This is a genomic window from Microbacterium candidum (genome assembly GCF_030315975.1).
GTDB lineage: Bacteria > Actinomycetota > Actinomycetes > Actinomycetales > Microbacteriaceae > Microbacterium > Microbacterium candidum.
In genome coordinates, this window is record NZ_JASXSZ010000002.1 from 571,129 (window position 1) to 584,252 (window position 13,124).

The following is a 13,124-nucleotide window of genomic DNA, read 5'->3' on the forward strand; positions in this document are numbered from 1 at the left end:
CGGGTGTCAGGCGGCCAGCGCCTCGCGCAGCCGGCCCACGTGGCCGTTCGGGTTCACGTTGTACTCGATCGACGTAAGGCTCCCGTCCTCGTCGATCACCATCGTCGAGCGGATCAGGCCGTCGAACGTGCGGTCGCCGACGGTCTTCTGACCCCACGCGCCCCACGTCTTCGCGATCTCGGCGTCCTCGTCGGAGAGGAGCGGGAAGCTCAGCTGCTCCGCATCCGCGAACTCCTTCAGACGCGAGACGGGGTCGGGCGAGATGCCGAGCACGGTGTAGCCCGCACCCTGGAGGGAGCCGAGGTTCTCACGGAAGTCGCACGCCTCGGTCGTGCAGCCCGGCGTGAAGGCGGCCGGGTAGAAGTACACGATCACCTTCCCGCCGCGGTAGTCGGTCAGGGATCGCTCGACGCCCGTGGCGTCGGTCAGCGTGAAGTCAGGGGCGATGTGGCCGAGTTCGAGCTCGTCTGTCATCGTTCGCTCCGTTCTCTTTCGTGCCGCGATGCGGCTCTCTTGTTCCACCGTGGCCGGCCGGCCGTCGCGCCCCTCCGCGCTCCGGCCGACCGGCCACGAGGTCTTTACGCGACGCCGCGGCGGAGGAGCCGGCCGCGGGGTCGCTCCCGGTCGATCGGCGCGCCGGCCAGGTAGGTCGTGCGCACGATTCCGGACAGCACTCGTCCCTCGTAGGGCGAGACGGGATGGCGGTGCTCCAGCGTGTGCGGATCGACGACGAACGTCGCCTCCGGCGCGAAGACCGCGAAGTCTGCGGCGTTGCCGACCGCGATGCGGCCCTTGTCGGTGAGACCCACGCGCGCGGCGGGGGCCTCCGACATCCACGAGACGACGCGCTCGAGCGGGATGCCACGGCCCTTCGCCTCGGTCCAGATGAGCGGAAGGCCGAGCTGCAGCGATGAGATGCCGCCCCAGGCCTGCTCGAAGTCGCCGTCGCCCTTGAACTTCATCTCCGGCGTCGAGGGCGAGTGGTCGGACACGACGTAATCGATCGTGCCCGCCTCGAGGCCCTGCCACAGCTCGTCGCGGTTGGCGTGCTCGCGGATGGGCGGGCAGCACTTGAACGCCGTGTTCCCCGCCGGGATGTCCTCGGCGTCGAGCGTCAGGTAGTGCGGGCAGGTCTCGACCGTGAGGCGCACGCCGCGAGCCTTCGCCTCGGCGATGCGCGACAGCGAGTCGCCGTTGGACAAGTGCAGGATGTGGGCCTTGACGCCGGTGTCGGCGGCACCCCGGATGACCTCGGCGATCGCCGCATCCTCCGCCGCCCGCGGACGCGAGGCCAGGAAGTCGGAGTATTCCGGGCCGCCGTGGTGCGGCGCGTGGTCGATGATGTGACCGTCCTCGGCGTGGACGACCAGCAGCGAGTCGAGCCGCTCGATCACTGCCATCGCGTCGCGCATCTCGTCGACCGAGACGTCCGGGAACTCGTCGACGCCGGACGGCAGCAGGAAGCACTTGAAGCCGTAGACGCCCGCCTCCACCAGCGGCGGCAGCTCCGCGATGTTGCCCGGGATCACGCCGCCCCAGAAGCCGACGTCGACGAAGACGCGTCCTTCCGCGGTGGCGCGCTTGATGTCGAGCGCCTCGACCGACACCGTGGGCGGGATGCTGTTCAGCGGCATGTCGACGATCGTCGTCACGCCGCCCGCGGCTGCGGCGCGGGTGGCGGACTCGAAGCCCTCCCACTCGGTGCGGCCCGGCTCGTTGACGTGCACGTGCGTGTCGACGAGACCGGGGAGGATGACTTCTCCCTCCGGCACGTCGACGAGGTTCTCCGCCTGCAGCCCCGTGCCGGCCGCCGCGATGCGCGTGATGCGCCCTTCGCGCACGCCGATCTCGACATCGGAGAAGGCTCCGTCGACGAGCGCGCGACCGCGCAGCACCGTGTCGAAGACGAGGGGCGGGATGCCGGAAACCAGGTTCTCGGCGAGCTGTTCGAGGAGTTCTCCGGCGTCGGTCATGCTGCGCTCCGCATCGGGTTCGAGTTCGGAAAGGGCGCGGACGGACGCGAACACCGTCGTCTCGTCCTCGCTGAGGAGCGTACGCCCGCAGACGGCGTGCACGGGGATGCCGGCGGCCGCTGCCGCACGCGCGACGCCGATGGGCGTCTTGCCCATGAGGCTCTGCGCATCGAGGCTCCCCTCTCCGGTGATGACGGCGTCGGCACCGGAGAGACGGTCCTTGAGACCGGTGAACTCCAGCACGACGTCGATGCCCGGGCGGCGCACGGCGCCGAGCGCGATGGCGGCGAAGCCGACGCCGCCTGCCGCTCCCGCGCCGGGGCGGGCCGCCGCGGCCGCAGCCGGCACGACGAGGTCGGCATCCTGAGAGCCCAGCACGTCGACCAAGCGGGCGAGGGCGGCGTCGAGGTCGCCCACATCCTGCGCGGTCGCGCCCTTCTGCGGACCGAAGACCGCGGCGGCGCCGCTGCGCCCGAGGAGCGGGTTGTCGACGTCGCTCGCGAGCACGAGCTCGGCCTCGGCGAGACGGCGGTCGAGACCCGAGAGGTCGACCGACGCCAGCCCGGCGAGCGCCGCTCCCCCGAGCGCGACCTCAACGCCGTCTGCGTCGAGCAGCTGCGCGCCGAGGGCCTGCAACACCCCGGCGCCGCCGTCGGTCGAGGCGCTTCCGCCGACGCCGAGGACGATCCGCCGGGCACCCGCATCCAGAGCCGCGACGATCAGCTGGCCCGTGCCATAGCTCGTCGCGCCCCGCGCATCCTTCACGCCTCCGGGAAGGACGTCGAGACCCGACGCCTGCGCCATCTCGACCACGGCGTCCGTGCCCCGCAGTGCGTACGCCGCGACGACCGGCTGGCCGGTCGGGCCGGCCACGGGCACCTCACGGCGCTCGTAGCCGGCCGCGATCGCGGCATCCAGCGTGCCTTCGCCGCCGTCGGCGGCAGGGATCGCGACGACCTCGATCGAGGGGTCGGCCCGCCGGGCGCCCGCGGCGACGCGAGCGGCCACCTCGGGAGCGGTGAGCGACCCCTTGAACTTGTCGGGGGCGATGACGATGCGCATCTGCGGATCCTTCGTGCGTGGCGCGTCAGTCGAGCAGGGCGTAGATCGCCTCGGGGGCGTCGGCGGGCGACGTCGCGAGGTCCTCGAACTCGTTCATGGTGTCGAGATCGGCGCCCATGGCGATGTTGGTGACGCGCTCGAGGATCACCTCGACGACCACCGGCACCTGGAATTCGTCGCGCAGACGCTGCGCCTCGGCGAAGCCGGCGGCGAGATCTTCCGGACGCTCCACGCGCAGCGCCTTGGCGCCCAGGCCCTCGGCCACCTTGACGTGGTCCACACCGTAACCGGTGGCGATGCTGGACGAGTCCTGCGGGGTGTTCACGTTGTCGAACGCCAGCGACACCTCGTAGTCCATCTCGAAGCCGCGCTGCGACTGACGGATGAGACCCAGGTAGCTGTTGTTCACCACGACGTGGATGTACGGCAGCTTGTGCTGCGCGCCCACGGCGAGCTCCTCGATCATGAACTGGAAGTCGTAGTCGCCCGAGAGCGCGACGACCTGCTCGCCGGGCTTGCCGCGCACGACGCCGAGGGCGGCGGGGCCGGTCCAGCCGAGCGGGCCCGCCTGGCCGGCGTTGATCCACTTGCGCGGGCCGTACACGTGCAGCAGCTGCGCGCCGGCGATCTGCGAGAGGCCGATCGTCGTGACGAACGTGGTGTCGCGGTCGAACGCCGACAGCATCTCCTGGTAGACGCGGTGCGGCTTCATCGGCACGGTGTCGAAGTTCGTCTTGCGCTGCAGACGCGCCTTGCGGTCGCGGCATTCCTCGGCCCAGCCGTTGTAGTCGGGCAGCTCGGCGACGCGGTCGCGCGCCGCCTCGAGGAGAGCGTCGATGAACGCGCCCGCGTCGGAGACCACACCGTAGTCGGGCGCGAACACGCGGCCGATCTGGGTCGGCTCGATGTCGACGTGCACGAACGTGCGGCCCTTGCGGTACGTGTCGAGGCCGCCGGTGTGGCGGTTCGCCCAGCGGTTGCCGATGCCGAGCACGAAGTCGGACTCCAGGAAGCTCGCGTTGCCGTAGCGCTGCGAGGTCTGGATGCCCACGAGGCCCGCCGCGAGCGGGTGGTCGTCGGGAAGCACGCCCCAGCCCATGAGGGTCGGGAAGACGGGGACGCCCAGGGTCTCGGCGAGCTCGACGAGCTTGGCGGACGCGCCGGAGTTCACGATGCCGCCACCGGCGATGATCGCCGGGTGCTTCGAGGCCACGAGCATGTCGAGGACCTTCTCGGCCTGCGCGCGCGTCGCCGCGGGCTTGGCGACCGGGAGCGGCTCGTACGTGTCGATGTCGAACTCGATCTCGGTCATCTGCACGTCGAAGGGCAGGTCGATGAGCACCGGGCCGGGGCGGCCGGAGCGCATGATCTGGAACGCGGACTGGAAGACGCCGGGCACCTGCGCGCCCTCGAGCACGGTCTTCGCGAACTTCGTGACCGGCTTCGCGATCGACGCGATGTCGACGGCCTGGAAGTCCTCCTTGTCGAGCTTCGCGATCGGCGCCTGGCCGGTGATGCACAGCATCGGGATGGAGTCGGCGATCGCGGCGTAGAGGCCCGTGATCATGTCGGTGCCGGCGGGGCCCGACGTGCCCAGGCACACGCCGATGCGGCCGTCGCCGGTGCGGCTGTAGCCGTCGGCCATGTGCGAGGCGCCCTCCACGTGACGGGCGAGGGTGTGCCGGATGCCGCCGTTGGCGCGCATCGCGGAGTAGAGGGGGTTGATCGCGGCGCCCGGAAGGCCGAACGCCTCGTCGGCGCCCTCCTTGATCAGGATCTGCACGATGGCGTCGACGGCACGCATGCGGGTCATTTCAATGCTCCTAAGTTCGGTCCCCGAGCCTGTCGAGGGGTCGGTCCCCGAGCCTGTCGAGGGGTCGGGGGAATTCAGTCAGTCGCGGCCGGACAGCTCGTTGGTGAGCTTGAACAGGCCCGAGTGGTCGAGGCCGCCGTCGCCGCGGGCGACGAGCGAGGTCACGAGCTGGGCGACAGCCGACCCGAGCGGGACGGAGATGCCGGCCTGGCGGGCGGCGGCGGTGACGATGCCCAGGTCCTTGTTGTGGAGGGCGAGACGGAATCCGGGCGCGAAGTCGCGGTTGAGCATCTTCTGGCCCTTCTGGTCGAGGACCTTCGAGCCGGCGAGACCGCCGCCGAGGACCTTCAGGGCGGCGTCGGTGTCGACGCCGTAAGCCTCGAGGAAGACGACAGCCTCGGCGAGCGCCTGGATGTTGACGGCCACGATGAGCTGGTTGGCAGCCTTGACCGTCTGGCCGGCGCCGGCGGGGCCGACGTGGACGATGGTCTTGCCGATCGCGTTCAGGACGGGCTCCGCCTTCGCGAAGTCGTCCGGCGAGCCGCCGACCATGATCGAGAGCACGGCGTCGATCGCGCCCTGCTCGCCGCCGGAGACCGGGGCGTCGACGACGCCGAAGCCGGCGGCGACGGCCTCCTCGGCCAGCTCCTTCGCGACATCGGGGCGGATCGACGAGTTGTCGATCCACAGCGCGCCGGCCTTGGCATTGGCGAACACGCCGTCCTCACCGCGCACGACACCGGCGACGTCCGGCGAGTCCGGGACCATCGTGATGACGACGTCGGCATCCTTCACCGCATCCGCAACCGAGGAGGCGCCGTGGCCGCCGGCCTCGACGAGCGCGTCGATGGGGCCCTGGCTGCGGTTGTAGCCGGTGACGTCGTAGCCGGCCTTCACGAGGTTCTTCGCCATGGGCAGGCCCATGATGCCGAGGCCGATGATCGCGATGTTCGTCATTGTTCGCTCCTTCGCGCGGTTGGTTCAGTGAGTGGATGCGGCGGCCCAGGCGAACGGGTCGCTCTGCGTGGCCTTGTACTCGAGGCCGATGACGCCGGTGTAGCCGCCCGCCTCGGCGTCGGCGATCCACTGCGCGAGCGGGAGGTCGCCGGTGCCGGGCTCGCCGCGGCCGGGGGCGTCGGCGATCTGGATGTGGCCGAACTCGGCGGCGTGGCCGGCGATGACCGCTGCGACGTCGTCGCCGTTGACGGCGAGGTGGTAGAAGTCGGCGAGGAGCTTGACGTTGTCGACGCCCTCTTCGGCCTTCACGCGGTCGATGATCGCGAGCGCGTCGGCCGCGGTCTTCAGCGGGTAGGTCTCCATGCCGCTGACCGGCTCGAGGAGCACGATGCCGCCGAGCTCGGCGACGGCGCGGCCGGCGGCGGCGAGGTTCTTGACGGCGAGGTCGTCCTGCGCCTGCGGGTCGACACCCTCGATGCGGTTGCCGTACAGGGCGTTGAAGGCCTTGGTGCCGAGGCGCTTGCCGATCTCGACGACGACGGCGATGTTCGCCGCGAACTCGTCCTCCCGGCCGACCCACGACACGAGGCCGCGGTCGCCGCCGCCCATGTCGCCGGCGAAGAAGTTGAGACCGGTCAGCTGGACGCCGGCATCCTGGATCGCCGCGACGAACGCGTCGACGTCGGCCTGCGCCGGAACGGCGGTGGCGAACGGCCACCAGAACTCGACGGCGTCGTAGCCCGCGGCCTTCGCGGCGGCGGGGCGCTCGAGGACGGGGAGGTCCGTGAGGAGGATCGAGCAGTTGACCGTGTACGTCATCGTCAAGTCGCTTTCTTAATTCTTCCGCAATTCGGAAGACAACTTTTACTACGTGAAAGTCTAGGCGAGGTATACCGCCCCGTCAACAGGCAATCCGCACCCGGAACGCCGCCCGTGTCCCGTGTCCGCATCCGTGTCCCCCGAAGTGCGGCCTCCGGCGTCGGCAGCCCGCATGTTCTGGGACACCCGCTTTGCTCGTGTCACACAAAGTGCGAGTCGTCGCGCGGTCAGCCCGCGTGTTCTGGGACAGGAGGCACATCGGCACCGGAATGGCAGACGCCCGGTACCCCTCGCGGGGCGCCGGGCGTCTCGACCCCTCGACGAGCTCGGGGACCGGGATGGGACGAGCTCGGGGACCGGGATGGTGCGAGCTCGGGGACCGGGACAAAGACCTCAGGTGAGCTTGATCTGACGGTTCATGTCCTTGTAGAGGAGGTAGCGGAAGTCCTCGGGGCCTCCGGCGTAGCAGGCCTGCGGGCAGAACGCGCGCAGCAGCATGTAGTCGCCCGCCTCGACCTCGACCCAGTCGTCGTTGAGCCGATAGACGGCCTTGCCCTGCAGCACGAACAGGCCGTGCTCCATGATGTGCGTCTCCGCGAACGGGATCGACCCGCCAGGCTTGAAGGTGACGATGTTCACCTGCATGTCGTGCGCCATGTCGGAGGCGTCCGAGAAGCGCGTGGTCGCCCACACGTCGTCGGTGTCGGGCATCGAGACGGGCGCGATGTCCTGGTCGCGCGTGACGAAGGATGCCGGCGCCGCGATGCCTTCGAGGTACTCGTACGCCTTGCGGATCCAGTGGAAGCTGGTGCGCTCGGCACCCTCGTTCGCGAGCGACCACTCGGACTCCGGCGAGATGAAGGCGTAGCCGCCCTCGCCGAGCACATGCTGCTGTCCGTCGAGGGTGAGGGTCAGCTCGCCGGCGGTGACGAAGAGCACGCTCTCGACACCCTTCTCAGCTTCGGGCTTGGGTGCGGCACCGCCGGGGCCGATCTCGACGATCAGCTGCGAGAACGTCTGCGCCGAGCTCGGCGTCGGGCGGGCGATGATCCACGCGTGCGTGTTCGTGAACCCGGGCAAGCTGCTCGTGACGATGTCGCGCAGCACGCCCTTCGGGATGACCGTGTACGCGAGCTTCACGACGGCGCGGTCGGTGAGCAGGTCGGACTGCGGAGGCAGCCCGCCCGCGGGGGTGTAGTAGCCCATGTGGGTCCCTTTCGATGCGGAGGAGACGGGCGTCAGGCGGCGGCCAGACGCGGGTGGGCGAGCAGCAGGAGCTCGCTTTCGGAGATCCCGATGTCGGTCTGCACCTCGTCGGCGCCGATGGCACCGCACTGTACGCCGCGCAGCACGAACCACGCCAGGGCGCGCGCGGTCGCCGGCTCGTCGAGGACCGCGCCGACGGTCTTCTGCAGATAGTTGCGCAGACGCACCGCCGAGGCCGGGTAGCCCTCGCGATAGAAGGCGTAGGTCGCGATGTAGCGGGTCGCCAGGTTGTGGGCGTGCATGTCCCACCCCTGGTAGATGCCGCGCTCGAGCGAGCGGCGCACCAGTCGCGCGTGCAGCGCCCATGCGTCTTCGGCGCGGTCGCCGACGGGCAGGATGTTGGTCGAGCCGTCGGAGATCCGGATGCCGGTGCCCGCAGCCGCGAGCTGCATGACCTCCTTGGCGAGGTCGGCGACGGGGTGCTCCATCGACTGATAGCGGGCGGAGATGCCGAGCGATGCACTGTAGTCGTACGTGCCGTAGTGGAACGCCGTGATGCGCCCGGGCACCGCGGTCGGCAGCTCCGCGAGCGGCGACCGGCCGGAAGCGCCGAGGATCAGCTGCGGCGTCTCGACCTGCACCTCGAAACGGATGCGGCCGTCGGGCAGGCCGTTCGCGCGCTCGATCGCAGCGGCGGCATCCGCCATCGCCTCGACCTGGGCGACCGTCGACACCTTGGGCAGCGTGAGCGTCAGGCCGTCGGGAAGACCGCCCTGCTCGAGCAGCGCGCCGAGGAAGATGTCGAGGGTGCGCAGCCCTCGGGCCCGCGTCGGCGCCTCGAAGCACTTGAACCGGATGCCGATGAACGGCGCCGCGGTGCCGGCAGCCACCGACCCGGCGACGATGCGCGCCGCGCGCGCCGCATCCTCGTCCTCGACCGCTCCGCGGTCTCCGTAGCCGTCCTCGAAGTCGAGGCGGATGTCCTCGATGGGCTCGGACTCGAGCTTCGCCGCGACGCGCGAGGCGACCGCATCCACGTCGTCCGCCTGGACGCCGACCCGCGCCGCGAGCGCGGCGATCCCGCCCGCCTGCGAGACCGCGTGGAGCGCCGCAGCGCCCCACGCGGCCTCGAGGCCCGGCGTGTAGGTGTCGCCGGGGACGTACACCGTGTGCACCGGCTGACGCGACCCGTCATCACCCGGATAGGCGGTGGCGAGCAGCTCGTCGGTGGCGGCGAGCTGCGCATCGATGCCGGCGAGGTCCGCCGGGGTGAGCGACGTCATACGGCTGCGCCCTCGAGCTCGATCGAGTCCAGCAGCTCGTACGCGGGGAGCGTCAGGAAGTCGACGAACTCCTCGCTCAGGCAGATGTCCGACACGAGCTGCGCGGCGGGGACGTAGTAGCGCTCGAACCGCACGGGGTCGTTCTCGCCGCGCAGGCGCTCGACCTCTTCCGCGAGCACGCGCGAGACGAGCTCGGGGGTGACGACATCACCGGTGTCCTCGAGCACGACGCTGTTGCGCAGCTGCTGCCAGACCTGCGAGCGCGAGATCTCGGCGGTCGCCGCATCCTCCATCAGGTTGTGGATGCCGACCGCGCCGTTGCCCGAGAGCCACACGGCGGTGTAGGCGACGGACACGTAGAGGTTGGTCCGCAGGCCCTCTTCGGTGACGCGGCCCGGGGCGGACTCCACGTCGATGAGCTGGGCCGCGGAGACCGAGACCTCGGGACGCTGCTTGTCGAGCTGGTTCGGCTTGTCGCCGAGCACGCCGTCGAACACCTCGCGGCAGACGGACACGAGGCCCGGGTGCGCGACCCACGAGCCGTCGAAGCCGTCGCCGGCCTCGCGGGTCTTGTCGGCGCGGACCTTCGTGAACGCGGCCTCGGCGGCCTCCGGGTCCTTGCGGCTCGGGATGAAAGCGGCCATGCCGCCGACGGCGAAGGCGCCGCGCTTGTGGCAGGTCTTCACCAGCAGCTCGGTGTACGCGCGCATGAACGGCGCCGTCATGGCGACGTCGGCGCGGTCCGGGACGATGAAGTCGGCGCCCTGGTCGCGGAAGACCTTGATGAAGCTGAACAGGTAGTCCCAGCGGCCGGCGTTGAGGCCCGACGCGTGGTCGCGCAGCTCGTAGAGGATCTCCTCCATCTCGTACGCCGCGGTGATCGTCTCGATGAGGACGGTCGCACGGATCGTGCCGTAGGGGATGCCGAGGGCTTCCTGCGCGTACGTGAAGACGTCGTTCCACAGTCGCGCCTCGCGGTGGCTCTCCATCTTGGGCAGGTAGTAGTACGGGCCCGCGCCGTTCTCGATGAGGAGCTTCGCGACGTGGAAGAAGTGCAGGCCGAAGTCGACGAGGGCGCCGACCGCGATCTCGCCGTCGACGAGCACGTGGTTCTCGGGCAGGTGCCAGCCGCGCGGGCGGGCGACGACGGTCGGGCGCTCGACGTCGGTGCGCAGGGCGTATTGCTTGCCCTGCGGGGACGTGTAGGCGAGCGTGCCGCGCGCGGCGTCGCGCAGGATGCGGATGCTGCCGACCTGGTTCTCCCACGTCGGGCTCGTCGCGTCCTCGAGGTCCGCGAGCCACACCTTCGCGCCGGAGTTCAGCGCGTTGATCGCCATCTTCGGGTCGGCGGCGGGGCCGGTGATCTCGACGCGACGGTCGATCAGGGCGGCGGGCGCCGGTGCGACCTGCCACTCGCCCTCGCGGACGTCGCGGGTCTCCTCGAGGAAGTCGAGGGTGCCGGTCTCGGCGACCTGCGCGCGCTTCACCTTGCGGGCGGCGAGCAGCTCGTCGCGGCGACCGGCGAAGCGGCGGTGGAGCTCCTCGACGAACGCGAGCGCCTCCGGGGTGAGGATCTCATCGGCGCCTTCGACCTGGGCCGGCCGGGTGATCTCGATGGTCATGGGGTGCGGCTCCTTAAGCTGCGGTTGCGGAGGGGATGGATGCCGAGGCCGTCCGACGGACGGCTTCGGCGACAGCGGGAGCGACGCTCTGGTCGAAGGCGCTGGGGATGATGTACTGCGCGTGCAGCTCGTCGGCGGTGACGCACGAGGCGATGGCCTGGGCTGCCGCGACGAGCATGTCGGTGGTGATGTCCGATGCGCGGGCGTCCAGAAGCCCCCGGAACAGACCCGGGAACGCCAGGACGTTGTTGATCTGGTTCGGGAAGTCGCTGCGGCCCGTGGCGACGATCGTCGCGTACTTCGCGGCGACCTTCGGGTCGACCTCGGGGTCGGGGTTCGCCATCGCGAAGACGATCGCGCCCGGAGCCATCGTCTTCAGCTCCTCCTCGCCGAAGAGGTTCGGAGCGCTCACGCCGATGAAGACGTCGGCGCCGACGAGCGCGTCGGCGAGCGAACCGGTCCGGCCGCCCTGGTTGGTGTTCTGGGCGATCCACAGGCGGTGCGGGTCGGTGTACTCGTCGTCGATGTGGATGATGCCGGCGCGGCCGGCCGCGACGATGTGCTGCGCGCCCTGCGCCTGCAGCAGCTGGATGATCGCGTTGCCCGCGGCGCCCACGCCGGAGATGACGATGTTGACGTCCTCGATCTTCTTCTCGACGAGCTTGAGCGCGTTGACGAGGGCGGCGAGGGTCACGATGGCGGTGCCGTGCTGGTCGTCGTGGAAGACCGGGATGTCGAGCTCCTCGCGGAGGCGGCGCTCGATCTCGAAGCAGCGGGGAGCCGCGATGTCCTCGAGGTTGATGCCGCCGTACACCGGCGCGATCGCCTTGACGATGGAGATGATCTCCTCCGTGTCCTGCGTGTCGAGGGCGACCGGCCAGGCGTCGACGCCGGCGAACTGCTTGAACAGGACGGCCTTGCCCTCCATGACGGGGAGGGATGCCGCGGCCCCGATGTTGCCGAGACCGAGAACGGCGGAGCCGTCGGTGACGACCGCCACCGTGTTGCCCTTGACGGTGTAGCGGTTGACGTTCTCGGGGTTCGCCGCGATGTCGAGGCACACACGCGCGACGCCCGGCGTGTAGGCGCGGGACAGGTCGTCACGGTCGAGCAGAGGAGCGGTGGGGTCGACGGTGAGCTTGCCGCCCTCGTGCAGCGCGAAGGTGCGGTCGACGGACTCGATGACGGTGACGCCCGGGATCGCGGCGATCGCGGCGGCGACCTCGTCGGCGTGGCCCGTGCCGGACGTGTAGACGTTGAGGTCGATGACGAGCGTCTCATGGCCGGAGTCGTCGACGTCGAGACCGTGGACGAGGGCGCCCGCCTCCGTGATCGCCGTCACGATCTCCTTGGTCGCGGTGCCGCGCACGGGCGCCTGGGCTCGCAGCTGGATGGAGTATCCGGGACTCGGGTTCGCCATTGATCGTCCTCTCGGGAGTGCACCCGACGTCGGATGCAGCCATGTGTTTCTTTCGCTATACGGATATTATCGTCTGCGATACGGAAACGCAATGGTGTACCAGAATCGACTTCAGGCGCTCCTCCCGTGAGGTAGTGTGGCACGGCAGTATAGTTTCCACCATGCGGATAACTTTGCCCGCAGAACGATGAGGAAGGCCCCCACATGGCGGCAGCAGCAGCCGACGGCGTCAAGTCCGTCGCCCGCGTCTTCGACCTGCTCGAGCTGATCGCGGATGCCGGCGGCAGCGTGACGCTGAGCGAGCTGTCCACCGCTGCGGGGCTTCCGCTGCCCACCATCCATCGCTTGCTGCGCACGCTCGTCTCCCTCGGCTACGCGCGCCAGCTGCAGAATCGCCGCTATGCCCTCGGCCCGCGCCTCGTGCGTCTCGGCGAGGTCGCCAACCGCCAGTTCGGCCAGATCGCGATGCCGCAGCTGAAGGAGCTCGTCGAGCGCCTCGGCGAGACGGCGAACCTCGCCACGATCGACGGCGACCGCGTCATCTACGTGTCGCAGGCTCCGTCGCCGCACGCGATGCGCATGTTCACCGAGGTCGGCCGCCGCGTCTACATGCACTCCTCCGGCGTCGGCAAGGCGATCCTCGCCCAGCTCGACGACGCCGAGGTGCGCGACATCATCGGCCGCACCGGGATGCCGCACGCGACCGAGAACACGATCGCCACCGTCGACGGACTGCTCTCGGAGCTCGCCGACATCCGCCGCCGCGGCTACGCGATCGACGAGGGCGAGCAGGAGATCGGCGTCCGCTGCTACGCGATGGCGGTCCCGAACATGCCGGTGCCCACCGCCGTTTCGGTGTCCGGCCCGCGGGCGCGCGTCGACGACGCCTTCGGCGAGCGCGCCATCCCGGTGCTCACCGAGGTCACGAGCGAGATCTCCGCACTCGCCAACGCCGAGTAGCCCCGCACA

The 13,124-nt window shown here is 70.2% G+C and carries 10 protein-coding genes and 1 pseudogene; 1 reads left to right on the forward strand and 10 read right to left on the reverse strand.

Going from position 1 to position 13,124, the window contains the following annotated elements; all coding sequences use genetic code 11:
• Positions 1-6 precede the first annotated feature (6 nt).
• The 10 genes and pseudogenes from bcp to QSV35_RS09115 form a co-directional block, all read right to left on the reverse strand.
• Positions 7-474 (reverse strand): thioredoxin-dependent thiol peroxidase, encoded by a 468-nt coding sequence (bcp, locus tag QSV35_RS09070; protein WP_286288369.1) that lies wholly within the window; start codon positions 472-474, stop codon positions 7-9.
• 104 nt (positions 475-578) lie between these two features.
• The gene (gene allB, locus QSV35_RS09075) at positions 579-1,919 is read right to left on the reverse strand and encodes an allantoinase AllB (RefSeq protein WP_419956830.1); all 1,341 of its coding nucleotides are present in this window, start codon (positions 1,917-1,919) and stop codon (positions 579-581) included.
• Between the two features lie 18 nt (positions 1,920-1,937).
• Positions 1,938-3,035 (reverse strand): annotated as a pseudogene (locus QSV35_RS09080) (glycerate kinase); the annotation flags it as partial.
• A gap of 25 nt (positions 3,036-3,060) precedes the next feature.
• Positions 3,061-4,848: a glyoxylate carboligase gene (gcl, locus tag QSV35_RS09085; RefSeq protein ID WP_286288370.1), complete on the reverse strand. Its 1,788-nt coding sequence runs from the start codon at positions 4,846-4,848 to the stop codon at positions 3,061-3,063.
• A 78-nt stretch (positions 4,849-4,926) separates the two neighbouring features.
• On the reverse strand, positions 4,927-5,805 hold the full coding sequence (locus QSV35_RS09090; protein WP_286288371.1) for a 2-hydroxy-3-oxopropionate reductase: 879 nt from the start codon (positions 5,803-5,805) through the stop codon (positions 4,927-4,929).
• Between the two features lie 24 nt (positions 5,806-5,829).
• Positions 5,830-6,624, reverse strand: a complete 795-nt coding sequence (locus tag QSV35_RS09095) for a hydroxypyruvate isomerase family protein (protein WP_286288479.1) — start codon at positions 6,622-6,624, stop codon at positions 5,830-5,832.
• 393 nt (positions 6,625-7,017) lie between these two features.
• The gene (locus tag QSV35_RS09100; protein ID WP_286288373.1) at positions 7,018-7,830 is read right to left on the reverse strand and encodes a bifunctional allantoicase/(S)-ureidoglycine aminohydrolase; all 813 of its coding nucleotides are present in this window, start codon (positions 7,828-7,830) and stop codon (positions 7,018-7,020) included.
• Positions 7,831-7,862: 32 nt separating this feature from the next.
• A complete protein-coding gene (locus tag QSV35_RS09105; protein WP_286288376.1) occupies positions 7,863-9,113 on the reverse strand; it encodes a DUF6986 family protein in 1,251 nt (416 codons plus the stop codon).
• Positions 9,110-10,735, reverse strand: a complete 1,626-nt coding sequence (aceB, locus tag QSV35_RS09110) for a malate synthase A (RefSeq protein ID WP_286288377.1) — start codon at positions 10,733-10,735, stop codon at positions 9,110-9,112. Before aceB ends, QSV35_RS09105 begins: the two co-directional genes overlap by 4 nt.
• 13 nt (positions 10,736-10,748) lie before the next feature.
• The gene (locus QSV35_RS09115; RefSeq protein WP_286288380.1) at positions 10,749-12,155 is read right to left on the reverse strand and encodes an NAD(P)-dependent malic enzyme; all 1,407 of its coding nucleotides are present in this window, start codon (positions 12,153-12,155) and stop codon (positions 10,749-10,751) included.
• Positions 12,156-12,359: 204 nt separating this feature from the next.
• Here QSV35_RS09115 and QSV35_RS09120 point away from each other — a divergent pair, with 204 nt between their 5' ends.
• Positions 12,360-13,115: an IclR family transcriptional regulator gene (locus QSV35_RS09120; RefSeq protein ID WP_286288381.1), complete on the forward strand. Its 756-nt coding sequence runs from the start codon at positions 12,360-12,362 to the stop codon at positions 13,113-13,115.
• The last annotated feature ends 9 nt before the right edge of the window (positions 13,116-13,124 follow it).